24 protein-coding genes and 1 tRNA gene are annotated in these 22,795 nt (G+C 62.2%); 7 read left to right on the forward strand and 18 right to left on the reverse strand.

What is annotated here, in order from left to right:
- Window positions 1-266: 266 nt before the first annotated feature.
- A tRNA-Leu gene (locus EOC94_RS24985) sits at window positions 267-351 on the forward strand.
- A 10-nt stretch (window positions 352-361) separates the two neighbouring features.
- Here EOC94_RS24985 and EOC94_RS24990 read toward each other — a convergent pair.
- From EOC94_RS24990 to EOC94_RS25000, 3 genes are read right to left on the reverse strand one after another with little or no spacing between them, the layout of a single operon-like run.
- Entirely contained in the window at window positions 362-1,810 is a 1,449-nt protein-coding gene (locus EOC94_RS24990) for an aromatic amino acid lyase (protein WP_127294110.1), read from the reverse strand.
- A gap of 35 nt (window positions 1,811-1,845) precedes the next feature.
- Entirely contained in the window at window positions 1,846-2,427 is a 582-nt protein-coding gene (locus EOC94_RS24995) for a GDYXXLXY domain-containing protein (protein WP_127294112.1), read from the reverse strand.
- Window positions 2,424-3,539, reverse strand: coding sequence for a DUF2157 domain-containing protein (locus EOC94_RS25000; RefSeq protein WP_127294114.1), 1,116 nt, complete (start codon window positions 3,537-3,539; stop codon window positions 2,424-2,426). Before EOC94_RS25000 ends, EOC94_RS24995 begins: the two co-directional genes overlap by 4 nt.
- Window positions 3,540-3,776: 237 nt before the next feature.
- On the opposite strand from EOC94_RS25000, the gene EOC94_RS25005 reads away from it, so the two are divergent.
- Window positions 3,777-3,917, forward strand: a complete 141-nt coding sequence (locus EOC94_RS25005; RefSeq protein WP_006335194.1) for a DUF1127 domain-containing protein — start codon at window positions 3,777-3,779, stop codon at window positions 3,915-3,917.
- A gap of 54 nt (window positions 3,918-3,971) precedes the next feature.
- The gene (locus EOC94_RS25010) at window positions 3,972-4,112 is read left to right on the forward strand and encodes a DUF1127 domain-containing protein (RefSeq protein WP_095485458.1); all 141 of its coding nucleotides are present in this window, start codon (window positions 3,972-3,974) and stop codon (window positions 4,110-4,112) included.
- Between the two features lie 356 nt (window positions 4,113-4,468).
- On the opposite strand, the gene EOC94_RS25015 is transcribed toward EOC94_RS25010, so the two are convergent.
- Window positions 4,469-5,047, reverse strand: a complete 579-nt coding sequence (locus tag EOC94_RS25015) for a hypothetical protein (protein ID WP_245458008.1) — start codon at window positions 5,045-5,047, stop codon at window positions 4,469-4,471.
- A gap of 123 nt (window positions 5,048-5,170) precedes the next feature.
- Between EOC94_RS25015 and trmFO the strand changes: the two genes are divergently transcribed.
- From trmFO to EOC94_RS25030, 3 genes are all read left to right on the forward strand, one after another.
- The gene (trmFO, locus tag EOC94_RS25020; RefSeq protein WP_127294116.1) at window positions 5,171-6,580 is read left to right on the forward strand and encodes a methylenetetrahydrofolate--tRNA-(uracil(54)-C(5))-methyltransferase (FADH(2)-oxidizing) TrmFO; all 1,410 of its coding nucleotides are present in this window, start codon (window positions 5,171-5,173) and stop codon (window positions 6,578-6,580) included.
- Window positions 6,581-6,657: 77 nt separating this feature from the next.
- Entirely contained in the window at window positions 6,658-6,948 is a 291-nt protein-coding gene (locus EOC94_RS25025; RefSeq protein ID WP_126106227.1) for a type II toxin-antitoxin system ParD family antitoxin, read from the forward strand.
- A complete protein-coding gene (locus EOC94_RS25030; protein ID WP_348627401.1) occupies window positions 6,932-7,207 on the forward strand; it encodes a type II toxin-antitoxin system RelE/ParE family toxin in 276 nt (91 codons plus the stop codon). The genes EOC94_RS25025 and EOC94_RS25030 overlap by 17 nt, the downstream gene beginning before the upstream one ends.
- Window positions 7,208-7,299: 92 nt before the next feature.
- On the opposite strand, the gene EOC94_RS25035 is transcribed toward EOC94_RS25030, so the two are convergent.
- The 4 genes from EOC94_RS25035 to yajC form a co-directional block, all read right to left on the reverse strand.
- Window positions 7,300-8,151 carry a phytoene/squalene synthase family protein gene (locus EOC94_RS25035; protein ID WP_164547182.1) on the reverse strand — a complete coding sequence of 284 codons (852 nt, stop codon included), beginning with the start codon at window positions 8,149-8,151 and terminating at the stop codon, window positions 7,300-7,302.
- Window position 8,152: 1 nt separating this feature from the next.
- Window positions 8,153-8,542: an Mth938-like domain-containing protein gene (locus EOC94_RS25040; RefSeq protein WP_095485461.1), complete on the reverse strand. Its 390-nt coding sequence runs from the start codon at window positions 8,540-8,542 to the stop codon at window positions 8,153-8,155.
- Between the two features lie 14 nt (window positions 8,543-8,556).
- Window positions 8,557-11,109 carry a protein translocase subunit SecDF gene (gene secDF / locus EOC94_RS25045; protein ID WP_127294118.1) on the reverse strand — a complete coding sequence of 851 codons (2,553 nt, stop codon included), beginning with the start codon at window positions 11,107-11,109 and terminating at the stop codon, window positions 8,557-8,559.
- Between the two features lie 356 nt (window positions 11,110-11,465).
- Entirely contained in the window at window positions 11,466-11,804 is a 339-nt protein-coding gene (gene yajC / locus EOC94_RS25050) for a preprotein translocase subunit YajC (RefSeq protein WP_008876289.1), read from the reverse strand.
- Window positions 11,805-12,085: 281 nt separating this feature from the next.
- On the opposite strand from yajC, the gene EOC94_RS25055 reads away from it, so the two are divergent.
- Complete coding sequence (locus EOC94_RS25055; RefSeq protein WP_127294120.1) at window positions 12,086-12,961, forward strand: ATP-binding protein; 876 nt, start codon at window positions 12,086-12,088, stop codon at window positions 12,959-12,961.
- A gap of 206 nt (window positions 12,962-13,167) precedes the next feature.
- Here EOC94_RS25055 and EOC94_RS25060 read toward each other — a convergent pair whose 3' ends face one another.
- The 10 genes from EOC94_RS25060 to nagZ all read right to left on the reverse strand — a co-directional run bounded on the left by EOC94_RS25060 (window position 13,168) and on the right by nagZ (window position 22,645).
- On the reverse strand, window positions 13,168-14,667 hold the full coding sequence (locus tag EOC94_RS25060) for a peptidoglycan DD-metalloendopeptidase family protein (protein WP_127294122.1): 1,500 nt from the start codon (window positions 14,665-14,667) through the stop codon (window positions 13,168-13,170).
- 269 nt (window positions 14,668-14,936) lie between these two features.
- The gene (locus EOC94_RS25065) at window positions 14,937-15,602 is read right to left on the reverse strand and encodes a protein-L-isoaspartate(D-aspartate) O-methyltransferase (RefSeq protein ID WP_185928323.1); all 666 of its coding nucleotides are present in this window, start codon (window positions 15,600-15,602) and stop codon (window positions 14,937-14,939) included.
- Window positions 15,599-16,357: a 5'/3'-nucleotidase SurE gene (surE, locus tag EOC94_RS25070; RefSeq protein WP_126106222.1), complete on the reverse strand. Its 759-nt coding sequence runs from the start codon at window positions 16,355-16,357 to the stop codon at window positions 15,599-15,601. Before surE ends, EOC94_RS25065 begins: the two co-directional genes overlap by 4 nt.
- Window positions 16,357-17,661, reverse strand: a complete 1,305-nt coding sequence (gene serS / locus EOC94_RS25075) for a serine--tRNA ligase (protein ID WP_127294124.1) — start codon at window positions 17,659-17,661, stop codon at window positions 16,357-16,359. Before serS ends, surE begins: the two co-directional genes overlap by 1 nt.
- 287 nt (window positions 17,662-17,948) lie before the next feature.
- Window positions 17,949-18,758, reverse strand: coding sequence for a twin-arginine translocase subunit TatC (gene tatC / locus EOC94_RS25080; RefSeq protein ID WP_095485595.1), 810 nt, complete (start codon window positions 18,756-18,758; stop codon window positions 17,949-17,951).
- Window positions 18,759-18,802: 44 nt separating this feature from the next.
- On the reverse strand, window positions 18,803-19,492 hold the full coding sequence (gene tatB / locus EOC94_RS25085) for a Sec-independent protein translocase protein TatB (protein WP_126106220.1): 690 nt from the start codon (window positions 19,490-19,492) through the stop codon (window positions 18,803-18,805).
- A gap of 29 nt (window positions 19,493-19,521) precedes the next feature.
- On the reverse strand, window positions 19,522-19,743 hold the full coding sequence (locus EOC94_RS25090; RefSeq protein WP_013895102.1) for a twin-arginine translocase TatA/TatE family subunit: 222 nt from the start codon (window positions 19,741-19,743) through the stop codon (window positions 19,522-19,524).
- A gap of 178 nt (window positions 19,744-19,921) precedes the next feature.
- A complete protein-coding gene (scpB, locus tag EOC94_RS25095) occupies window positions 19,922-20,701 on the reverse strand; it encodes an SMC-Scp complex subunit ScpB (RefSeq protein WP_095485468.1) in 780 nt (259 codons plus the stop codon).
- Window positions 20,698-21,498 (reverse strand): ScpA family protein, encoded by an 801-nt coding sequence (locus EOC94_RS25100; RefSeq protein WP_127294226.1) that lies wholly within the window; start codon window positions 21,496-21,498, stop codon window positions 20,698-20,700. Before EOC94_RS25100 ends, scpB begins: the two co-directional genes overlap by 4 nt.
- A gap of 127 nt (window positions 21,499-21,625) precedes the next feature.
- Window positions 21,626-22,645, reverse strand: a complete 1,020-nt coding sequence (gene nagZ / locus EOC94_RS25105) for a beta-N-acetylhexosaminidase (RefSeq protein WP_127294126.1) — start codon at window positions 22,643-22,645, stop codon at window positions 21,626-21,628.
- Window positions 22,646-22,795 lie beyond the last annotated feature (150 nt).

Consider the following 22,795-nt stretch of genomic DNA (forward strand, 5'->3'; position numbering starts at 1 on the left):
GAATGGCTTTTGGTGCGGGACTTGGCGATCTGTCCGCCCAAAGCGGCTCAAATCCTCCAGAAATACGCTCCAAAATGTGAATAAGTCTTTGTTTTTCCTACTTCTTATCACATTCTGCAGAAGCGGATCGTCGCATCCCGTCACATTCGACACGCCTTTTGTCACAGGCGCGGCTAATTTTCAACCATCTTCGCGCACCGGCCAACGGCCCCTATTTTGACCGCGACATTGACAGAATGATGGCTACATGGGATTGGCCGGGCAATGCGGATGTGGCGGAATTGGTAGACGCCCTGGATTTAGGTTCCAGTGCCGAAAGGCGTGGGGGTTCGAGTCCCTTCATCCGCACCACTATGGGAGCCTACTCCTCAAAGACCTGGCGCGTGAACCATTCGGTCAAATTCGCAAGCTCGGGTCCCAGCACGCGATCCTCGCCGACTGGCGGCACGATGCTCCTGATATCCGCGACGAACGACTGAAGCGCCGGAGGCGCCACGCGCTCGGTGACATGCAGTGCCTGCGAGGCGATCACAGCCAGCATCGCCATCGCGGCATCGAGGCAGCGGCCGGCGCGTGCTTCCTTCGTCCATGCGAGGAAGACCGTCGTCGCGACATCGTCCTGGCCGGCGCCGGCCGATTCCGTTCCCGGGATGAAGGTGCGCTGGGCCGAAAGTTTCGCCTGCTCCAGATAACCCGTGATCGCCATCGGCACATAGCCGACATTGCCGTGACCGTCGCTGTCGCTCCAGTCCCGCCCCGTCAGAAGCAGATCGGGTAGGAGCGACACCTTGCCGTTAAGAAGCTTCGAGGCGTGTCGGTCGCACAAGAGGCAGATATCGGCCCATATCGCCGCCAGATCATCCAGGGCGGGAGTTGCCATGGCATTGTGATAACCGCCCGTGCTGATGCAACGCCCGAGCGGATGCCCGTCGTCAGGCGGGATGTAGACAGGGTTGTCCGAGATCGAAGCGAGCGACACGGTGGCCGCACGCTCTGCCGATGCCAGCGCGCGATGCGCGTGTCCGAGGATGCGAGGGACGATGCGGTAACTGACCGGCGCCTGATAATTACGGCGCCCGGTGCCGGCACCGGCAAGAAACGCCCTCAATCCCCGCAGCGCCACTGCTTCGTGTTCATCGCCCCAAAGCGCGTCGAGCGCCGGGTCGTAATGTTCGAGCGGTGCGCGAAACGCTTCGATCGAAAGCGCAAAGACTTTTTCGGCAAGGTGAACGCGGCGACGAGCCGCCAAGGCGGCGTCGGCCACGAGAGCGGCAGCGCAAGGCGAACCGTTGATCAGGGAGCCCCGTTCCTTGACCTCCAGGTCGAAGCGCGTCGAAAGCTCCGCAAACAGCGGATAGAGGGCGAGGATTTCACCGGCACCGCCCTGGCCGGATGATGGCACCATGGGCATCGGTCCGCCGTCCAGCATCGCGGCGACGGCGAGCGCCATGCGTGGTGTGGTCGCGGCGTTTCCTTCGAGGAAATTCGCCAGCCGGGCAAGCACGATCGCCCTCACCACGCGATCTGGCAAAGGCTCGCCGAACGAGGTGGCGGCTGCGAACGCCTTGATGCGTGCATGGCGACCCCGCTCGCCAAGTTCGAGCCGCCTACTCGCCAGTTCTCCCATGGCGGTGGTCACGCCATAGATGACCGGTACAGGGTCGGTTTCAATGAGACGCAGGAACGACGCGCGGCACTCTGCGATGCGCTGCAAGGCCTTGTCGCTGATTTGCACCCTGTCTTTCTTCCAGGCGACGCGGAAAACAGAGCTGAGATTTATGTCTTGTCGTGTCGTCAGGATAATTGTCATGTTTGATGCTGTCCGAGCCGGCCACGCTTTCCGGTCTAATAAAGCGGTTCCTCGAACAGCGTCTTGTCGCCGTCCATCAGCGCCTTGATCTGCGCGGTGCCATCCTTGGCGATGGCGACGCGGATGCCGAATGGCCGCACCCGCATGTCGTTCTGGATCGCTATGCCCTCGCCTTCCGGCAGATAGAACCGCTCGATGCCGTATTCCGGCGTGATCGACGTGGCTGCGCTGAGATCCCACCCCTCGGCTACCTGGCCGACGATATCGACTTCGTCGGATGCTGCCGGCGCAGGTGCTTTACCGAACCAGGCCGTGGTCGCCTCCCAATAGCCGTCGGCGCCCTGCTTCAGCCTGACCACAATAGAGGTGTCGTCACTAGACAGCTTGCCAGCCGGAACGTTGGCGATCAGCTTCACCGGTATCTGCGAAATCTCATAGCCAAGGCGAATAAAGTCACCGCGCAGGAGATCGCGCGGATCGACCGGTTCCACCCTCAGCAGCACTTGCCTGCCGTCGCGCAGGATCGCGGCCCGGCCGGCGATGATCCAGCTCAGGAACCCGATCTGGACGAGCGCCAGCACCACCGCCGAAATGATCAGTTTTTTACCGGTCATCATGCCGCCGCTCCTTCCACGCTCGGGGACCTCATGCGCTTTTCAATGCGGATGATGACAAGGGCAAGGATGCCGAGAAGCACTGCTGCCGCAAGAAAGAAGCCTGCCGTGTCGAGCATCGACTGAAGCATCACCATGTAAATGATGGCGAGTTCGAAGGCGAAGCCGGCATAGGCAACCCAGCGCAAGCCCCTGCTCTCGCGGCCGCCCAGCACGATTGCCGCGACAATGCCGGCCAGCGCAATGGCCGAGGCAATGCCGAAGCCGCTGTTGTAGTTTTCACCGGCCAGTTCGAACTGGATCATCGCCAGGCCGGTGAGAAATCCGATCAGCGCGTGCAAGGGCAACCTGCCACCGAGTTGCAAGACCCTGTCGACAGGCTCGGCGGCAAAGATCGCAGCTGCGAAAAGGACCGCCGACGTGACAACGAGCGGGATGGCAACCTGCAGCGTGTCGTGACGCGTCACCAGGAGCACGAGATAGAAGAGGACCGACAGGATGATCAGGTGACGCGCCGCCTGGCTGCGCGTCCAGAATGAAATGGCAAACAGCACGATCGCCATGATGACGAAGAGGTGCGGAAATTCCGTGCGCCTGAAATAGTCGAAGCCCGTGAGTAACAGCCAGGCGTCGGCAATGCCGACCGCCGCAACGGTCAGCGGGTTCGAGCGCAGCGCAACCGCCGCCAAGGCCGTGCCTGCGCCCCAGGTGATCAAGGCCGATGCCTCGTCGCCGGACAAATGATACATCTGGCCGATCAGCGCGATCGATCCGCCGAATGCCGCCGCGGCGACGATCCAAAGTGCCTCGCCGATCGCAGCGTGGTCGCGTGTCTTCAGCACCGCGCCGCCGACATAGCCGGCGATGATGATCGCGAAGAGCGCCGCCACCCGCGCCAGCCGCGGGATGGCTTCCCAATTGGCGGCGACGAAGATCAGGACGGCCGCGCCAAACAGCAGCGCCGCCATCATCGCCAGGATCGAACCGAAGCTCAGCGATCTCCGTTGATTGGCTTCGACGTCGCGCGTCAGCGCGTCGGCTGTCGGGGGATCGATCAGGCCAGCCTGCGTCCATCGTGCGATATCGGCCCTGACGCGTGACGAATAGCTCGCCATAGCTTTCTCCCCCAGCTTGGTCTTTTTTTCAGCCGACCCGGCCAAATCGTTGACGCCACGACATTTTCCGATTCCGGTTTATGTATGTCGAACACGTGAACGCCCCGTGATGGTGCATTGCACAATTTGCATTGCTGCCATGCACCAATAGCGCTTTTAAATCGATATGACCCCACCTATCTTCAGGGCGTACACAAAGACGGAATGATCCGAAAGAAAGACGAAACGAGAAATACCATGAACCTGATCCGCAACTACCGCAACTGGCGCCGCTACCGGGACACCGTTTCCGAGCTGAGCCGCCTGAGCAACCGCGAACTGACCGACCTCGGCATCAGCCGCAGCGATATCCACTACGTCGCTCGCAAGGCGGTCTAATCCTCTTCGGACCGCGAATGGTCCGAACCAGTTTGACTTGAAAAGAGAACGACAATGAACCTGATCCGCAACTATCGTAACTGGCGCGTTTATCGCTCGACGGTTACCGAGCTGGGTCGCCTTTCGAACCGCCAGCTGCATGATCTCGGTATCGTCCGCGACGAGATCAAGATCATCGCCCGCAAGGCGATCTAATCACGGAATTTCGCCAGGGTCGACCTCCTCCCCGACCCTGACGAATACGGTCAGCCTTCACCTCCTCCCGAGGGTTGACCACAAAAACGGCGCCCGCCGCACCTCCTCCCGCGGCGGGCGCTGTTTCCCAGGGCGAAACGAGTTTCGTCCCCAAGGGTTTCGCCCCCTTTCATCAGGCGAAACGAATTTCGTCAAAGCCGACCTCCTCCCCGGCGATGACGAATACGGTCGATCTTCACCTCCTCCCGAGGATCGGCCAGCAAAACGACACCCGCCGGACCTCCTCCCCCGGCGGGTGTTGTTGTTTTCAGGGTCGATTCACTCTGGGAGCCGTTTTGGCGGGACGTCCCCTGTCCTCAGTCCAGCGCACCGCTTTCCAGCACGCCCCGTTTCTTCCACTGGCTCAGCGGAAAAATGTCCGGCGCGCCGCCCATCGCCGCATACCAGGAATCCACCACCCATTCGGTGCCTCCGCGGTCGCTGATCACCGCCGTCCAATGGGGATAGCGCCCGTCGACAAACAGGCCTCGCGAGGCATTGTCCTCGACCTTGTGAAACCTGAGCAATTTTCGCTCGGCAAGGTAGACCAGCAGCGCATGCGTATTGGTCGATTCGTCGACACAATCCATCTGGCCCTTGATGCGCGATGCACCGAATTCCGACTGCGCCAGATCGCGAACGCCGGTAGCCCGGAAAATGCGCTGCTCGAAATAGCGGACAGCTTTCTTGACAGCGGAACGCTCGGCTTGGGGCGAACCCGCGCCCGCACGCAGGATGGAGCGGAAACGCGCGCCGTCACCGGGGCCAAGCGCCAACATCGTGCGATAGTTGCAACTATAGCCATGGCATATGGGGATCCGCTTGGAGGCCGTCGCGGCCAGTTCGCCGGCGGCCGCTGATCCGCCCATGGCGATCACGGCTACCAGAAAGATCACTTTGGCAAAGATCCCGAGACTCCCGTCCATTCTCCGACAGTAGACGATTGCAGCACTTGGCGCCAACAGCGCGGCTAACTCGGGCAATTGCAATCGCAGCTACAAGCGACTATTTCGGCGCTCATGAACAAGAATCCCATTCACGTCATCGGCGGCGGTCTCGCCGGCTCCGAAGCCGCTTGGCAGGCGGCCGAAGCCGGCGTTCCCGTTGTCTTGCATGAAATGCGCCCCGTCCGCGGCACCGATGCGCACAAGACGGATGGGCTGGCCGAACTGGTCTGTTCCAATTCCTTCCGTTCCGACGATGCGCAGACCAACGCCGTCGGCCTGCTGCATGCCGAAATGCGGCTGGCCGGATCGCTGATCATGAGCGCCGGCGATGCAAACCAGGTGCCGGCCGGTGGCGCGCTTGCCGTCGACCGCGACGGATTTTCCGAAGCGGTGACCAACAAGCTCGAAGCGCACCCGCTCATCACCATCCAGCGCGAGGAAGTGCCCGGTCTGCCGCCTGCGGACTGGGACCAGGCGATCATCGCCACCGGCCCGCTGACCGCACCTGGGCTCGCCCAATCGATCGCGGAAGTGACCGGCGCGGATGCGCTCGCCTTCTTCGATGCCATCGCGCCGATCGTCCATTTCGACACGATCGACATGGACATTTGCTGGTTCCAGTCACGCTACGACAAGGTCGGACCCGGCGGCACCGGCAAGGATTACATCAACTGTCCGATGGACAAGGAGCAATATCTCGCCTTCGTAGGGGCGCTTCTGGAGGGCCAAAAGACCGAATTCAAGCAATGGGAAGGCACGCCCTATTTCGACGGCTGCCTGCCGATCGAGATCATGGCCGAGCGCGGCGTCGAGACGCTGCGCCATGGGCCGATGAAGCCGATGGGGCTGACTAATGCGCACAATCCGTCGGTGAAGGCCTATGCCGTCGTGCAGCTTCGCCAGGACAATGCGCTGGGCACGCTCTACAACATGGTCGGCTTCCAGACCAAGCTGAAGCACGCCGAGCAGGTGCGCGTGTTCCGCACTATCCCGGGCCTGGAGAACGCCGAATTCGCCCGCCTCGGCGGCCTGCACCGCAACACCTATATCAATTCGCCGACGCTGCTTGACCATTCGCTGCAGCTGAAATCGCGGCCCGGCCTGCGCTTCGCCGGCCAGATCACCGGTTGCGAAGGCTATGTCGAAAGTGCGGCCATCGGCCTGCTTGCCGGTCGCTTTGCCGCCGCCGAACGGTTGGGCCACGCACCGGCGCTGCCACCGTTGACCACAGCCTTTGGCGCGCTGCTCAACCACATCACCGGCGGTCACATCGTCTCCGACGACGAGCCGGGAAAACGCTCCTTCCAGCCGATGAATGTCAATTTCGGCCTGTTCCCACCGGTGGAAGCACCGAAGTCAGAGGGAAAGCGCCTGCGCGGCAAGGACAAGACCGTCGCCAAGCGGCGTGCGGTGACATCGCGCGCGCTGGCCGACTGCCGCGAATGGCTGGGGCTGCCAGCGCGGGCGGAGGCGGCGGAATAGTCCGCCTGTCTGTTCTTGTCGATCGGGCGCCGGGAGAGTAGGATACTATCCTACTCTCCATCATAGGGAGCAATTCCATGGAGCCCGCCGAGAAGCTGTCAGTCACCATCACGCCTGCCATGGCGCGCATGATCCGTGAAAAAGTCGAGGACGGCTCCTTCGGATCGGCAAGCGAAGTCATCCGCGCAGCACTTCGCGCCTTCCAGCGCGAGGAGGAAGAGCATGCCGAGCGCATGGCCTCGATCAGGGCGCGCGTGAAGGCATCGATCGAGGATACGAGACCGGGCTATTCGGGAGAAGAGGTTCGCGCTCACCTTCGGGAATTCGTCGCCCGACATTCGAGCCGTGCTGATGATTCAGCGGCTTGAGGTCGAGTATCGAGAAACTGCCAGGAATGATCTGGCCGACATTTTCAGAAACATCGTAGAGGCTGGCGGGAATCCGGATGTCGCGCTGAAGTTCGTCTTGCGCATCGAAGACCGCTGTCAGAGCATCGGCAATGCGCCTCGCGGCGGCCGATCGCGCGACGACCGTTCGAGCACTCCGCGATCATTGCTTACGTTGTCAGCGACGATCTCGTTCGCATCGTCAACATCTTCTATGGTGGTCGCGACTACGAGATGCTGATGCGCGATGCCGGATCGAGCGATCCATCGTGACAGACCTCAACGGCTGCGGTGGTAGTTCCGGCTTTCTGGATTCCTCATACTTGGCAGCCTTCAGGCGTCCGGCCAGCCTCGCGTCGCGCAGCGCAACAGCAGCCAATGCCGGCGCCAGGCCGAAAGCCGTGTCGCGCCGCTCAGAAGCGAATGACGAGAACTTTCCATCTTGCTGAGATAGGCGCGCGAGAGAGCCAGCGGCAGAAATGCCGGGCGCAGCGAAACCGGCAAAGCCGACGCGCCGCCTTCGAATGCCGCAAGATGTTCCCGCGCCAGCGCGATCATCGCCGCCACAGCGCGTTCCGCCCCCAGCCCACCATCGCCCGCAACGAACTCCTCGGGCGACGACCCTGCCGCGGCCAGAATGTCGGCCGGGACAAAGCATTGCCCGCGCTTGCGGTGCTGCGGCAGCAGCAGCAACAGGCCGGTCATCGCCTGTGCGCAGCCTGCCCTGCCCGCAAGTTCGGAAAACCGCGGCGCTTGGGCGGGGTCAAGCACCATCGCCGCAAGCTGGATGAGCGCCGCTGCGGTCTCGCCGCAATAGCCTTCCAGATCGATGCGAGACGGCATAGGGTCGTCATAGAGATCGAAGATGCGGGCTTCGAGCATATTATCGAAGGCAAGTTTCGGCAGACGGTGGGCGGAAATCGTCGCCTTTAACGCGTCCGCGACTGGGTGACCGATACCTGCCCCGTCGTCCTCGGCTGCGATGACATCGCGCCACCATTGCAGCCGCACCTCGCCCGGCAGCGCCTCGCGGATACGGTCGCGGATGCCAGATATCTCGGCATTGAAGGCATAGAGCGAAAACAGCGCGTCACGCTTGTCCTCAGGCGCATAGAGCGCGGAAACATAGCGGTCATGGTCGGCGGCTCGCACCGTTTCCATGACGATTTTGGCGTTTTCGCTCACGTCACTCGACGGCGATCAGTGCGGCGGCCACCGCACGGTTTTCCGCCAGAAGAACATTGTAGGTCCGCACGGCAGCGCCGGTCGACATCGGATCGGCCGTAATGCCCGCCGTCTTCAGCGCGGCACGCAGCGCTGCCGGCAACGGCTTGAGATCCTTGCCGGCGCCGACCAGCAGGATCTCGACCTTGTCAGCCTCGTTGAGCAGCTTGGCGAAATCCGCCGCCGTCAGCGCCAGGGGGTCGGCCGGCTCCCAACCGTAGATGCCCGACGGCAGGCACAGCAGCGAGCCGCGATGCGACATGTCGGCGAAACGGAACCCGCCATTGCCGTAGGCCTCGATCGGCGCGCGGCCAGGGAAATGCGCTTCGCGGATGACGATGCCTTTTGCCACGGGCGCAGCAATCGTCAGGTTGCCACGGCTTTGCCGCCGCTCACCCGCTTCTCCTCATCGGCCGCCGCGGCCTGTGGCCGCAGCTTGAACAGGATGAGCAACGGAGCGGCGATAAAGATCGACGAATAGGTTCCGAAGACGACGCCGAACAGCATCGCCAGCGTGAACGAACGGATCACCTCGCCACCGAACAGGACCAGCGCCAGAAGCGCCAGGATCGTCGTCACCGCGGTCAGCGTCGTTCTCGACAGCGTCTCGTTGATGGCGTTGTTCAACAATTCCGGCAGCGGCATCTTCTTGTATTTCCTGAGATCCTCGCGAACACGGTCATAGACGACGATCGTGTCGTTCAGCGAATAGCCGATGATGGTCAGGATCGCCGCCAGCGACGATTGGTTGAATTCGAGCCCGGTGATGACGAAGAAGCCGATGGTCATGACGATGTCGTGCACCGTCGCGATGATGGCGCCGACCGCGAACTGCCATTCGAAGCGGAACCACACATAGGCCAGGATGCCAAGCAGCGCGACCAGCATAGCGATCGTGCCTTGCTTGGCGAGCTCGCCGGAAACCGTCGGCCCCACCACTTCGACGCGGCGGAAATCATACTGGTCCTGCAGCTCGCCGCGCACCTTGTCGATGACGGTCTGCTCGGCATTCTCGCCGCCATCCTGTGTGCCGACGCGGATCAAAACGTCGTTCGGCTCGCCGAATTGCTGGACCTGCACTTCGCCGATGTTGAGTTCCGTCAGCCTGCCGCGGATATCGGCAAGATCGGCGGTGCCATCCTTGGCCTGCACCTCGATCAGCGAACCGCCCTTGAAGTCGATGCCGTAATTGATGTCGACGGTCATGAACAGCACGACCGACAGCACCGATAGCAGGCTCGACAGAGCGAACGTCCAGCGGCGGATGCCCATGAACGGAATTCTCGTACCGGGCGGAATGAAGGTCACCGGCGCCCGCGGCAATTCCTTCGGCCGCGCCCGGCGAAGCCAGATCGACACCAGCAACCGGGTGAAGGTGAAGGCGGTGAAGACGGTAGTCAGAATGCCGATGGCGAAGGATATGGCAAAACCCTTCACCGGCCCCGTGCCGATCCAGAACAGCACCACGGTCGCGATCAGCGCTGTGACGTTGGAATCGACGATGGTCGCCAGAGCCTTGGTGAAACCGGTGTCGATCGCCTGGATGACCGAGCGGCCGGCTCTTCGCTCCTCGCGGATGCGCTCGTAGATGAGAACGTTGGAATCGACCGCCATGCCGATGGTCAGCACGATACCGGCAATGCCCGGCAAGGTCAGCGTCGCGCCCAGAAGCGACAGCAGCCCGATGATCATCGCCACATGCACCGCCAGCGCAAGGTTGGCGAGGAAGCCGAGGAAGCCGTAGGCGACGAACATGAAGGCGACGACGAGAATCGACCCGACCACGCCGGCGACCTTGCCGGCGTGAATGGAATCTTCGCCGAGCCCAGGACCTACCGTGCGCTCTTCGATCACCGTCAGCGTCGCCGGTAGCGCGCCGGCACGCAACAGCACGGCGAGGTCGTTGGCGCTCTCGGCGGTAAAATTGCCCGAGATTTGGCCGCTGCCGCCAAGGATCGGTTCGCGGATCTGCGGCGCCGAAATCACCTGATTGTCGAGGATAATGGCAAACAGCTTGCCGACATTCTGCGAGGTCGCCTGGCCGAAGCGCGCCGCTCCCTTGGAATCGAAGGTGAACGAAACCACCGGCTCGTTGGTCTGGGAATTATACGTCGCCTGCGCATCGGTGAGATTTTCGCCCGAAACGATGACGCGGTTCTCGATCAGGTACGGAACCGGCGGATCATCCTGCGAATACAACACCGATGATCCCGCCGGCGGACGACCGTTGAGCGCGTCCTGCACCGGCATGGACTGGTCGACCATCTGGAAGGTCAGCTTGGCGGTCTGGCCAAGAATGTCCTTCAGCCTCTGCGGATCCTGCAGGCCCGGCACCTGGACCAGAATGCGGTCGTCGCCTTGGCGTTGCACGATCGGCTCGGTGGTGCCGAGTTCGTTGACGCGGCGCTCGACGACCTCAAGCGACTGCGCCAACGCCGTCGACGTGCGGTACTTGATGCCGGCATCGGTGACGGCGAACTTGAGCAGGCCGGGCTCGGAATCATCAAGCGACATCTCCTGGACGGAGCCGCCGCTGAACAGGCCGGCGGCCACCGGGTCGGTCAATGTCTTCAGCGCCGTCTTGGCGGCTTCGACCTGACCGGGATCGGTGATGCGAACCTGCACGGCCCGGCCTGATCCGGAAAGGCCGGTGTAACCGATCTTGGCGTCGCGCAGCCGCGTCCTGATTTCGTCGCGTGTCGTCTCCAGCCGATCCTTGATCAGATCATTCGGATCCATCCTGAGCAGGATATGCGAGCCGCCCTGCAGATCGAGGCCGAGCGTCATCTGGCGCTTCGGCACCCAGCTGGGAAGCTGGGCCAGCGTGCTGGCAGAGAAAAGATTGGGCGCAGCGAGGATCACCGTGGCGGCCACGGCCAGCCAGATCAGGATCATCTTGAAGCGCGAGAAATAAAGCATAGGGCGTCGTCCGTCAGGGCGTTCTGGCGGATCGTTCCGCCTGGAATGGGGTTATTTCTTGGCGTTCTGGTTCGCCAAATGCTCGCCTCGAGCACAAGGCAGTTCACTTTGGTGCTGCCATCGGGCTTTCTTCAACTATTGTCAATCTTGCCGGCAAGGCACCAGCGGGCAATAGCACGACGAGATCGTTGGCGCCCTGGACGGGGCGAGCGGGCCGGCGGCGAGAAGACTGGGCGCATCAAGAGCCCCTGCGATGGCCACAGCCACAGCAGATCAGAGTCATCTTCAAGCGCGAAAATACAGCAGTTGGCGTCGTCCGTCAGGGCGTTCTGGCGGATCGTTCCGTCGAGATCCGGTTATTTCTTGGCGTTCTGGTTCGCCACCGGCTCGCCCTTGACGCGCACGTCGGCGATCGTCGAGCGCAGCGCCGTTACCTTGGTTCCACCACCGAGATCGATCTCGAGCTCATTGTCGTCGATCACCTTGGTCACCTTGCCGACGAAACCGCCGCCGGTGACGACCGTGTCGCCGCGGCGAACCGCCGCCAGCATCTCGCCGCGCTTCTTCAACTGCGTGCGCTGCGGCCGGATGATCAGAAAATACATGATCACGAAAATTAGGACAAACGGCAAAATGCTGATGAACATATCCGGGGAGGCGCCGACGCCTTGGGCATATGCCGGTGTCACGAACATCGAGGTACTCCTGAATTTTGAAAAACAGCCGCCAAACCGTCCTGGGAAAATTTGGCGGCCCCGTGAAATTTCGCCGGAATATAGTCGGTAAAGTTGCCAATGCAACTGCGGTCAGGCATTTCGGCTGCTTTTCCGGCTGGTTGAGCCGTGTTAGAGCATGATCCCGAAAACGACGCCCGGTTTTCGGAAAAGATCATGCTCTAACAAAAGGTTGGAACTGGTTCCGAAACGCCGGAACCAGATTAGGTTCCGTGTCATCCCCTCATGAGTGCAAAGATAAAATGAGCGACAGCACCATCGAAGCCCTGAACAAGAAGCTCGACCGCCTGATCGAGGCGGTCGCCCGCCTCGCTCCGCCGCCGGTGCCGGAAACCGATCTCGGCAAGGCCGATTGCTTCGTCTGGCAGGCTGATGCCGGCTATCTGGAGCCGGTGCTCAAGGTCAATCGCGTCGACATCGGCCTGATCCGCGGCGTCGACCGCGTCCGCGACATATTGGTCGACAACACCGAGCGCTTCGCTTCCGGTTATGCAGCCAACAACGTGCTGTTGTGGGGAGCGCGCGGCATGGGCAAGTCCTCGCTGGTCAAGGCCGTGCATGCGGCGGTCAACGCGTCGGCAAAGCTGGACCTGCCGCTCAAGCTCATCGAGATCCATCGCGAAGACATCGACACGCTGCCAAAGCTTATGAATTTGCTGAAGGCAGCACCTTACCGCTTTATCCTGTTTTGCGACGACCTGTCCTTCGACCATGACGACACGTCCTACAAGTCGCTGAAAGCGGCGCTCGAAGGCGGCGTCGAGGGCCGCCCGGCCAATGTGATCTTCTATGCCACCTCGAACCGGCGACATCTATTGCCGCGCGACATGATCGACAATGAACGCTCGACCGCGATCAACCCATCGGAGGCGGTCGAGGAAAAAGTTTCGCTGTCCGATCGTTTTGGCCTCTGGCTCGGCTTCCACAAATGCTCACAGGACGAGTATCTCGACATGATCGACGGCTATATCAGCCATCACGGCCTTGCCATCGACCCCGAGACGCTGCGCGCCGAGGCGCTGGAATGGGCGACGACGCGCGGCAGCCGTTCGGGCCGCGTTGCCTGGCAGTTCACCCAGGATCTGGCAGGCCGGCTCGGCAAATCGCTCAAGGATTAGACCATGATCCCGAAAAGTGGAGCCCGGTTTTCGGACAAGATCATGGTCCAGAAAAGCGACTGAAAAAGCCCGCCCCTTACGGAGCGGGCTGAGCCGGCGGGCCGGACTGGAGGTCAGGCGGCGCGCAATCGCTTTTCTTCTTCTATTCGAGATAGGTCGAAGGATCGACTTCCTTTATTCGAGATAGGTCGAAGGATCGACTTCCTTTATTCAAGATAGGTCGAAGGATCGACCGGCGCCGAGTTCTTGCGGACTTCGAAATGCAGTTTCGGCGAGTCGGTGGTGCCGCTCATGCCGGACTGCGCGATTTCCTGGCCGCGCTTGACCTTCTGGCCGCGCTGGACCTCGATCGAACGGGCGTGGCCATAGACCGTGACCAACCCGTTCTCGTGGCGAACCAGCACCGTATTGCCGAATTCCTTGAGACCATCGCCGGCATAGATGACGACGCCGTTCTCGGCCGCCTTGACCGGGGTTCCTTCCGGCACGGCAATGTCGACACCGTCCTTGCCGCCGCCAAAGCCGGAGATCACGCGGCCGCGCACCGGCCACCGCATCTTGCCGATGCCTGTGGCGTTGGGCGCCACCGCGTCATCGTCCTCGGCCTGCTGGATGACCTTCGCATCCTTCTTCGGCGGCGTGTAGGCGGCGAGCGTCTCCGACGGCGTGGTCTTTGCCGCAGGCGAAGTGGTGGCTGTCGTTACCGGATCGACCTTTGCCGGCTTGGCGCTGGCAACCGTCGCGGTTCCGCCGGCCGGCACCTTCAGGGTCTGGCCAATCTTGAGCAGGCCGTCCTGCATGCCGTTCGCCTGCTTCAACGCAGCCACGCCGACGCCGGTTTTCCTGGCGATGGCCGACAGCGTATCGCCCTGCTGGACCGTGTAGGTGCCACCGGCACCAGCCGTCCTGGACGCGGGTTTTCCGTCCTTCGGCTGGCTCGCGGCCGCCGAGGCATCCACCTGCGCGGCGGACTTGCCCTCCTTGAGCTTCGGCTGCTGCGGCAGCACGGCTACCATCTCCGGCGCCTTGGCCGGCAAATCGTGCTTGGTGTCGTTCGCAGGCTTGGCGTCGGCCAGCTTCGGCGCCGGTTTCTTGCCCGAATAGGCATAGGCCGGGATGACGAGCTTCTGGCCGGTCTTCAGCCCGTTGGTCGCGCTCAGCCCATTGACTTTCATAAGGGCATCGGCGGGCACGCCGTAGCGCCGCGACAGGCCGGAAATGGTCTCGCCATCCCTAACGATGATCTCGGTGGCGCGCGGTTCGCCGCCTGCCGTCGCCATGCGCGGAGCGTCGGACTGTGCGTCCTTGAACGGCTTTGCCACTGTCCCGGTTGCAGTCCGGTCGACCTGGGGGGCGGCTGGCGCCGAAGCGGTGCGGGCCGGCGCCAACGCGGGGGCTGGCTGCGACTGGCTGACCGGCGGCAATTGCTGTGTCGTAACCGGTTCGAGGCTTGAGCGGCTGACCGACTGGGTATGGCTGCCGTCGAGCGGCGCGGCCGAGACCGGGACATCGCCGGGATAAGGCTGGGCGGCGTCCTGCTTGTCGATGATGGTGCGCTGGTTGTTGGTCGAGGAGGTGAAGACGTCATCGACGCTGTTGAACCGCGAGACCTGGGAACTGCATCCCGCCGCGGTGCCCGCAACCATAAGGACGGCGAAACCGCGCGCCAGGTTGCGTCCGTTTGCCTTCAAAATACTGAATTGCATCGCATTTACCCGCAGATACCCGGTACAGACTGACCGTGATTAAAGCGCGTTAATGTTACTGGTCGGTTAAACCTCTAGAATCAGACGCAAATTTTCTTAAAATATTTAAGGCTGAACGTAGGGGATCGAGATTCAGGCCGAGCCGGAGACGAAGAATTGGCCGAAGGCCCTCAGCTTCGTCATCCTAGGGCGAAGCAGGAGCGAAGCTCCGTCGCGGGGACCCTAGGATGACAAAACACCCGCCCCCAAGCGCGCGATGCTTCGGATAATCAGATGACCGCGGCTACGCTGCGCAGGATCGGCTGCAGGCGGACGAGGCCGATGTCCTCACGTTCGAATCGGCTGCCGACCTTGGTCAGTTTGGCCAGCACCTGCTCGCCCTCCTCGGGTCCGATCGGTGCGATGACGATGCCGCCGCTCGACAATTGATCGAGCAGGAAGCGCGGCAGGCTGTCGAAGGCCACCCATGCGACGATGCGATCGAACGGCGCTTCATTGGCCAATCCGTTGGAGCCGTCCGCTTGGCGCACGATGACATTGCCGATGCCGAGCGCCTCGAAGCGCTGTTTGGCCTGCTCGGCCAGCGTCTTGTAGCGGTCGATGGTGACGACGCGCGCGGCAAGCCGCGACATCACCCCCGCCGTGTAGCCCGACCCGGTGCCGATCTCGAGCACGCGGTTGCCCGGCTCGATGGCAAGTGCTGCGATCACCGCTGCTTGCAGATCGGCGCCCTCGATCGCCTCGCCGCATTCGATCGGCAGCATCCGGTCCGACCAGGCGATCGGATGGAACTGCGCGGAAAGGAAGCCGCGCCGCGGCGTCGCCTCGAAGGCGGCGATCAGCGCCTTCGGCACGACGCCCTTGCCACGCAAGCGGAGCAGGAACGCGGCGAAGCCTTCCCGGTCGTCGACCGTCGGACCGTGGTTCAGGTTCATGCGAGCGCCTTGGTCAGTTGATCGCGGATTTCATGAGCGGTGAGATCGAGCTGCAGCGGCGTCACCGACACCAGCCGGTTGCGCAAGGCATAGAGGTCGGTGCCTTGCTTGCCCTCGACCGGCTCGCGGCCGAAGCGCAGCCAATAATAGGGAAGCCCGCGGCCGTCGCGGCGCTCGTCGACCCACAGGCTGTGGACGAGCTTGCCTTGCGAGGTGACCACCGTGCCGGCGACCTCTTCTGGCGCGCAATTGGGAAAATTAACGTTGAGCAGCACGCCGTCCGGCAGGGGCATGGCGACAAGCTTTTTGAGTAGCGCCGGTGCCAGCGCCTCGGTGGTCTCGTAGGGAACGACGCGATCCTCGCCGACGTAGGAATAGGCCTGGCTGAGCGCGATCGAGCGCACGCCGAGCAGCGCACCTTCCATGGCGCCGGCGACAGTGCCCGAATAGGTGACGTCGTCGGCGATGTTGGCGCCGGAATTGACGCCGGACAGGATCAGGTCGGGTGCTGCGGGCAGGATCTTCTTCACGCCCATGATGACGCAATCGGTCGGCGTGCCACGCACGGCAAAGTGTTTTTCGCCGATCTTGCGCAGGCGCAGCGGCTCCGAGATCGACAGCGAATGCGCGTAGCCGGACTGGTCCTGCTCCGGCGCCACCACCCAGACATCGTCCGACAGCGTGCGGGCGACGCGTTCAAGCGATGCAAGGCCTTCGGCATGGATGCCGTCATCATTGGTCAGGAGGATGCGCATTATTTCGATTCGATCTTTTCCAGACCGCCCATGTAAGGCCGAAGCGCTTCAGGAATGGTTACGCTGCCATCCTCATTCTGATAGTTTTCGATGACGGCAATAAGAGCGCGGCCGAGGGCGGTGCCGGAGCCGTTCAGCGTGTGGACGAAGCGGTTGCCCTTGCCGTCCTTGTCCTTGTAGCGGGCGTCCATGCGCCGCGCCTGGAAATCGCCGCACACCGAGCAGGACGAAATCTCGCGATAGGCGTTCTGGCCCGGCAGCCAGACCTCGATGTCGTAGGTCTTGCGCGCGCCAAAGCCCATGTCGCCGGTGCACAGCGTCATGGTGCGGAACGGCAGGCCGAGCCGCTTCAGCACTTCCTCGGCGCATTCGGTCATCCGCTCGTGCTCGGCGAGTGACGAGTCCTGGTCGGTGATCGACACCAGCTCGACCTTGTAGAACTGGTGCTGGCGCAGCATGCCGCGCGTGTCGCGTCCGGCCGAGCCCGCTTCCGAACGGAAGCACGGCGTCAGCGCCGTATAGCGCAGCGGCAGTTTTTCATGCGGCGTGATTTCCTCGCGCACGAGATTTGTGAGTGGCACTTCAGCGGTGGGGATGAGCCCAAGCCTGCCGTCTCCACGCGGGGCGAAGAACAGATCCTCCTCGAACTTCGGCAGTTGCCCCGTACCGAAAAGAGCCTCGTCTTTCACCATCAGCGGCGGCTGGATCTCCTCATAGCCATGCTCGGTCGTGTGCAGATCCAGCATGAATTGGCCAAGCGCGCGTTCCATTCGCGCCAGCCCACCCTTCAGCACCGTGAAGCGCGAGCCGGACAGCTTCGCCGCCCGCTCGAAATCCATCATGCCGAGCGCTTCGCCGATCTCGAAATGCTCCTTCACCCAGTTCGGACGCGTTGGCACCTTGCCGACGATGCGCTTGACGACATTGTCGTCCTCGTTCTTGCCGACCGGCACGTCGTCGAGCGGCACATTGGGCAGCTCGGCCAATGCGTCATTCAGCGCCTTGTCGAGTTCGCGTTCGCGCGCCTCGCCGTTCTGGATGAAAGCCTTGATCTCGCCGACTTCGGCTTTGAGTTTTTCGGCAAGGGCGGCGTCGCCCGAACGCATGGCATTGCCGATCTCCTTCGAGGCGGCGTTGCGGCGCTCCTGCCTGGTCTGCAGCTCAGTGAGATGCTCGCGCCGCGCCTCGTCCCTGGCGATCAGATCATCGACCGTGGACTGCGCGTCATCGCTGGACCACGAGCGCTTCTTGAGCGCCTCGACGAGGACCTTCGGGTTGTCGCGAATCCATTTGATGTCAAGCATGGTCTTGAACGCTCCTGAGCTAGGTCAGAGGGCGTAAACCGCATCCTTGACCGATGCAAGACGTCAAAGTCGAGTTCCTTCGCGCCCCCTCTGTCCTGCCGGACATCTCCCCCGCGGGTGGGGAGATCGGCCGTCACTGCGGCTTTCGCCAACCTCCAGCGCTAAAGAAATGAGCCGTCGCCGAAGCTGCCAATCTCCCTCCGTGTGGGGGAGATGCCAAGTGGCGGCAAGAGGGCAGGACAGAGGGGGCGCTGTCCCGCAAACCTTGATTAAGGCCTCCGGCCAGCCTACGTCGAAGGCGCGTCCGCGGGCTTTTCGGCCACCTCTTCTGCGGCCTCCCGCTTCTCGCGCGCCAGACGTTCCCGTTCCTTGCTACGCTCGATCAGCCGGGCCGACCAGATTGAGACCTCGTAGAGAATGATCGTTGGGATGGCGAGGCCGATCTGGCTTATCGGGTCGGGCGGTGTCAGCACAGCCGCGACGACGAAGGCGATGACGATCGCCCATTTGCGCTTTTCGACCAGCGCCTGCGACGACAGCATGCCGACCCGCGCCATGAGGCTGGTCACCACCGGCAACTGGAACACCAGGCCGAAGGAAAAGATCAGCGTCATGATCAGGCTGAGATATTCCGACACTTTCGGCAGCAACGAAATCTGCACTTGGTCGTCAGTGCCGGCCTGCTGCATGGCGAGGAAGAACCACATCACCATCGGCGTGAAGAAGAAATAGACCAGCGACGCGCCCATCAGGAACAGGATCGGCGAAGCGATCAGGAACGGCAGGAAAGCGTTGCGTTCGTTCTTGTAGAGGCCGGGCGCGATGAATTTGTAGATCTGCGTGGCGATCAGCGGAAAGGCGATCACCATGCCGCCGAACATTGCCAGCTTCACCTGGGTGAAGAAGAATTCCTGCGGCGCCGTGTAGATCAGCTCAACCTTGTGTGGGTCGAGCCCTGCCCATTGGGTCGCCCATTTGAACGGCACGACCAACAGGTTGAACAGTTGCTTGGCGAAAAAGAAGCAGAACAGGAAGGCGACGAAGAACCCGCCGATCGACCACATCAGTCGCCGGCGCAATTCGATCAGATGCTCCATCAGCGGAGCCGCCGATTTATCGATCTCGTCCTTTTCCGAAACGCTCACTTGCTGGCTCCCGCCGTCTTTTTGGCGGCTGCAGTCGGCTTCTTCACCGCTGCCGGTGCAGGCTTCGGCTCGGCCTTTTTAGCTGCGGTCTTTGTCACGGCAGGTCTTGCTGCTGCCGCTGGCTTGGCTGCGGCCTTGGGGGCCGGCATCGCTTTCGCTGGCGCAGGCTTCTTCTTCGCTGCCGAGGCCTTTTGCGGTGCAGCCGGCGTTGCCGTCCCGACAGGCGACGGCACCACCGACTCATCGGTCATCGCCGGAAAGATCGGCGCCGCCGGCGCCGCTTCCGGAGCACTGACGCCCGGCAGCACCGTCGCGCCATTCTTCAGCTCGGTCTCCTGCGGTGGCGAAGCAGCTGGCGTGACCGGGTCGATGGCCGGCTTCGGCTTCATCACCGCATCGACACCTGAACGGACATCGGCTGCCGCCTGCTCGAACGGATTGAGCTGTTTCCTGATCTCGGCGGCCGGGTTGAGGCTCCTGAGTGAATCGACCGACTTCTTGACGTCGTCAAGCTCGGCCTCCTTCAGCGCATCGTTGAACTGTTTCTGGAAGTCGGCTGCCATGCCGCGCAGCTTTGTCGTCGTGCGCCCGAAGGTGCGCAGCATGTTGGGCAAATCCTTGGGCCCGACGACCACGATCATGACGATCGCGATCACCAGCATCTCGGTCCAGCCGATGTCGAACATGGCGATACGTTCCGACTAAAGTTTTGGGCTCAGCTCTTGCTGGCCTTTTCCTTCACTGCCGAAACGGTTTCGTCGGCACGATGTTCGACGGTGCGCTTGTCCTCGGCAACATCGTCGTCGGCCATGCCCTTCTTGAAGCTCTTGATGCCCTTGGCCATGTCACCCATCAGCTCAGGTATCTTGCCGCGGCCGAACACCAGCAGCACGATCACCAGCACGATCATCCAGTGCCAAATCGAAAATGAACCCATAACAATCTCTCTCGAATGTTTTCTCTGACGATGATCTATGCGCTTTCGCGTCGGGATTCAAACACAACCGCGACAGAGTTTATAAATGAGTGGCCGAAGTCACGCACTTTCGGCGCCGTAGCCCGCTACCAATCGGCGCAGCCCCGAAAACCAACGGCTTTCGGCGCGTCGTTTGCGGTCAATCATCCTCGACACGCGGCGTCAACAGGCCGAGTTCCTCGAGGTCGATGTCGGTCAGCGGATCCTCGTCGTCGGTCAGCGCATCCGGATCGGCCGGCGGCAGCGGAATGGAGAAATTCGACGGCATGCGGCCCGAAAGCAGCCCGGCGCCCTTCAATTCCTCCATGCCGGGAAGATCGCGGATCTCCTCCAATGCGAAATGGTCGAGGAAAATGTCGGTGGTGCCGTAGGTGACGGGACGGCCGGGCGTGCGGCGCCGACCGCGCATCTTCACCCATTCGGTCTCCATCAGCGTGTCCAGCGTGCCCTTCGAGGTCTCGACGCCTCTGATGTCCTCGATCTCGGCTCGCGTCACCGGCTGGTGATAGGCGATGATCGCCAGCACTTCGAGCGCCGCGCGGGAAAGCTTCCTCTGCTGCACTGTGTCGCGGCTCATCAGGAAAGCGAGGTCGCCGGCGGTGCGGAACGCCCAGGCATCGGAGACGCGCACCAGATTGACGCCGCGCCGCGCATAAATCTGCTGCAGTTCGGCCATCGCCGCGGCAATGTTGATGCCATCGGGCAGGCGCGCGGCAAGCTGCTTTTCGCTGACCGGCTCGGCGCTGGCGAAAACGATCGCCTCGGCCATGCGCACGGCTTCCGCCATATGCAGCCGCTCGCCAGGATTCTGGGAAAAGTTCTGCGCCTGATTTTCTGCCGGAGTCTCGCCGAGCATGCCGTCTTCGGTCTCGTCGTCGACCTTGAACGGAATGACCGAAGCGTTGGCGCGTTCACTCATGATGCCACCTCGACTGCCCTGATGTCTTGCGCACGGCCGCGCAGATAAAGCGGCGCGAACACCTCGTCTTGCCGCATTTCCATTTTGCCTTCGCGCACCAGTTCCAGCGTGGCCGCAAACGAGCTGGCAATCGCGGTACGCCGCTCATCCGGGCCGATCAGATATTCGACCAGGAAACTGTCCAGCGCCGTCCAGTCGGCAAACGTGCCGATCAGCCTGTTCAGGATATCGCGCGCGTCCTTGAGCGACCACACACCGCGCCTGGCGATGGTCACATTGGTGATCGCCTGTTTCTGGCGCTGCTGCGCATAGGCGGTCAGCAGATCGTAGAGCGAGGCCGAATAGGCGTTGCGTTTCTCGACGATGACCATTTCCGGCATGCCGCGGGCGAACACGTCGCGTCCGAGCCGGTTGCGGTTAACCAGGCGTGCCGCCGCGTCGCGCATCGCTTCCAGCCGCTTCAACCGGAATTGCAGCACCGCTGCCAGCTCCTCGCCGCTTTCGCCGTCGTCTCCAGGTTGTTTGGGGATCAAAAGCTTCGACTTGAGAAACGCCAGCCACGCCGCCATCACCAGATAGTCGGCGGCAAGCTCCAGCCTGAGCGCCCTCACCTTCTCGACGAAGGCCAGATATTGCTCAGCCAGCGCCAGGATCGAGATGCGCGACAGATCGACCTTCTGGTTGCGGGCAAGATGCAGCAGAAGATCGAGCGGGCCTTCAAACCCGTCGACGTCAACGACCAGCGCAGGATCGCCGGTCAGCCGCGAATCGTCGTTCTCGGCCCACAGACGGTCCATCGGTGCGGCCTTGCCGGCCTTACTGTCCAATGTTTCCGCCACCTACTGTCGCTTTCCTTTGCTTCTATCTTCTTGTTTGACCATGATCTGTTCCGAAAAACCGGCTCCCACTTTTCGGGATCATGGTCTAGGCCACCGCATCGAAATAGGTGGCGAATTCGGCGCGTATCTCGGTCTCATCAGCCCGATCGCGGTTCTTGATATAGGTCAGCGCCCGTTGCGCGCGGCGCAGCGACGTGCCTTCAAGCCCTGTTGTGCGCGACGCAATGCCGGCCATCTCCTCGAAAACGCCGTTGCAGTGAAGGACCAGATCGCAGCCCGCCGCAAGGATCGCGGCCGCCTTTGTCGGGAAATCCCCAGAAAGTGCCTTCATCGAGGTGTCGTCGCTCATCAACAGCCCGTCGAAGCCGATTTCGCCGCGGATGATCTCATCGATGACCTTGCCGGACGTCGTGGCCGGGTTCTTCGGGTCGATCGCGCTGTAGACGACATGCGCCGTCATCGCCATCGGCAAATGATTGAGCTCCCTGAACGGGGCGAAATCATGCCGCTGCAAGTCGCTCATCGAGGCATCGACGGTCGGCAGTTCGAAATGCGTGTCGGCAAAGGCCCGTCCATGCCCGGGAATATGCTTCATGACCGGCAGCACGCCGCCCGACATCAACCCTTCAGCCGCCGCGCGACCCAGTTCGATGACGGCACGAGGCTCCTTGCCATAGGCGCGGGCGCCGATGACGTCGCTGGCGCCCTCGATCGGCACGTCGAGCACCGGCAGGCAATCGGCTGTGATGCCATAGCGCGAGAGATCGAAGGCATGCAGCCGCGCCAACAGCCAGGCGGCGCGGTTGCCGGCGTCGTGGTCGTTGCGCCACAAGGCGCCGAGCGCACCACCGGCGGGATAGTTCGGCGCCAGCGGCGGCCGCAAACGCTGCACCCGGCCGCCTTCCTGATCGATGAACACCGGGGCGTCCGGGCGCTCGATACAGTCGCGCATTGCGGCGACCAGATCGCGGATCTGCTCGGTCTCGCCGATGTTGCGCGCAAACAGGATGAATCCCCACGGGCATTCATTGCGATAGAATTTGATTTCGTCGCGTGTGAGCGATTTCCCGGCGCAGCCGAGGATCATGGATTTTGATTCGGTCATGGACAGGAGTTTAGAGCTTCACGCGAACAAAGGGAATCGCATCGAGCCACATGCGGTTGAGCCAGAATCCCTTCCCACAAAGATCTCCTTCCACATAAAAAAACCGGCCACATAAAAAAACCGGCGCGGTCTGTGACCGCGCCGGCTCTT

It is taken from the genome of Mesorhizobium sp. M6A.T.Ce.TU.016.01.1.1 (assembly GCF_003997065.1).
GTDB classification, from domain to species: domain Bacteria; phylum Pseudomonadota; class Alphaproteobacteria; order Rhizobiales; family Rhizobiaceae; genus Mesorhizobium; species Mesorhizobium mediterraneum.

Coding starts and splice junctions, on each gene's coding strand:
- EOC94_RS24990 (WP_127294110.1), bottom strand. CDS start 1,810: ATGACAATTATCCTGACGACACGACAAGACATAAATCTCAGCTCTGTT.
- EOC94_RS24995 (WP_127294112.1), bottom strand. CDS start 2,427: ATGATGACCGGTAAAAAACTGATCATTTCGGCGGTGGTGCTGGCGCTC.
- EOC94_RS25000 (WP_127294114.1), bottom strand. CDS start 3,539: ATGGCGAGCTATTCGTCACGCGTCAGGGCCGATATCGCACGATGGACG.
- EOC94_RS25005 (WP_006335194.1), top strand. CDS start 3,777: ATGAACCTGATCCGCAACTACCGCAACTGGCGCCGCTACCGGGACACC.
- EOC94_RS25010 (WP_095485458.1), top strand. CDS start 3,972: ATGAACCTGATCCGCAACTATCGTAACTGGCGCGTTTATCGCTCGACG.
- trmFO (WP_127294116.1), top strand. CDS start 5,171: ATGAACAAGAATCCCATTCACGTCATCGGCGGCGGTCTCGCCGGCTCC.
- EOC94_RS25025 (WP_126106227.1), top strand. CDS start 6,658: ATGGAGCCCGCCGAGAAGCTGTCAGTCACCATCACGCCTGCCATGGCG.
- EOC94_RS25030 (WP_348627401.1), top strand. CDS start 6,932: ATGATTCAGCGGCTTGAGGTCGAGTATCGAGAAACTGCCAGGAATGAT.
- secDF (WP_127294118.1), bottom strand. CDS start 11,109: ATGCTTTATTTCTCGCGCTTCAAGATGATCCTGATCTGGCTGGCCGTG.
- yajC (WP_008876289.1), bottom strand. CDS start 11,804: ATGTTCGTGACACCGGCATATGCCCAAGGCGTCGGCGCCTCCCCGGAT.
- EOC94_RS25055 (WP_127294120.1), top strand. CDS start 12,086: ATGAGCGACAGCACCATCGAAGCCCTGAACAAGAAGCTCGACCGCCTG.
- EOC94_RS25060 (WP_127294122.1), bottom strand. CDS start 14,667: ATGCAATTCAGTATTTTGAAGGCAAACGGACGCAACCTGGCGCGCGGT.
- EOC94_RS25065 (WP_185928323.1), bottom strand. CDS start 15,602: ATGAACCTGAACCACGGTCCGACGGTCGACGACCGGGAAGGCTTCGCC.
- surE (WP_126106222.1), bottom strand. CDS start 16,357: ATGCGCATCCTCCTGACCAATGATGACGGCATCCATGCCGAAGGCCTT.
- serS (WP_127294124.1), bottom strand. CDS start 17,661: ATGCTTGACATCAAATGGATTCGCGACAACCCGAAGGTCCTCGTCGAG.
- tatC (WP_095485595.1), bottom strand. CDS start 18,758: ATGGAGCATCTGATCGAATTGCGCCGGCGACTGATGTGGTCGATCGGC.
- tatB (WP_126106220.1), bottom strand. CDS start 19,492: ATGTTCGACATCGGCTGGACCGAGATGCTGGTGATCGCGATCGTCATG.
- EOC94_RS25090 (WP_013895102.1), bottom strand. CDS start 19,743: ATGGGTTCATTTTCGATTTGGCACTGGATGATCGTGCTGGTGATCGTG.
- scpB (WP_095485468.1), bottom strand. CDS start 20,701: ATGAGTGAACGCGCCAACGCTTCGGTCATTCCGTTCAAGGTCGACGAC.
- EOC94_RS25100 (WP_127294226.1), bottom strand. CDS start 21,498: ATGGACCGTCTGTGGGCCGAGAACGACGATTCGCGGCTGACCGGCGAT.
- nagZ (WP_127294126.1), bottom strand. CDS start 22,645: ATGACCGAATCAAAATCCATGATCCTCGGCTGCGCCGGGAAATCGCTC.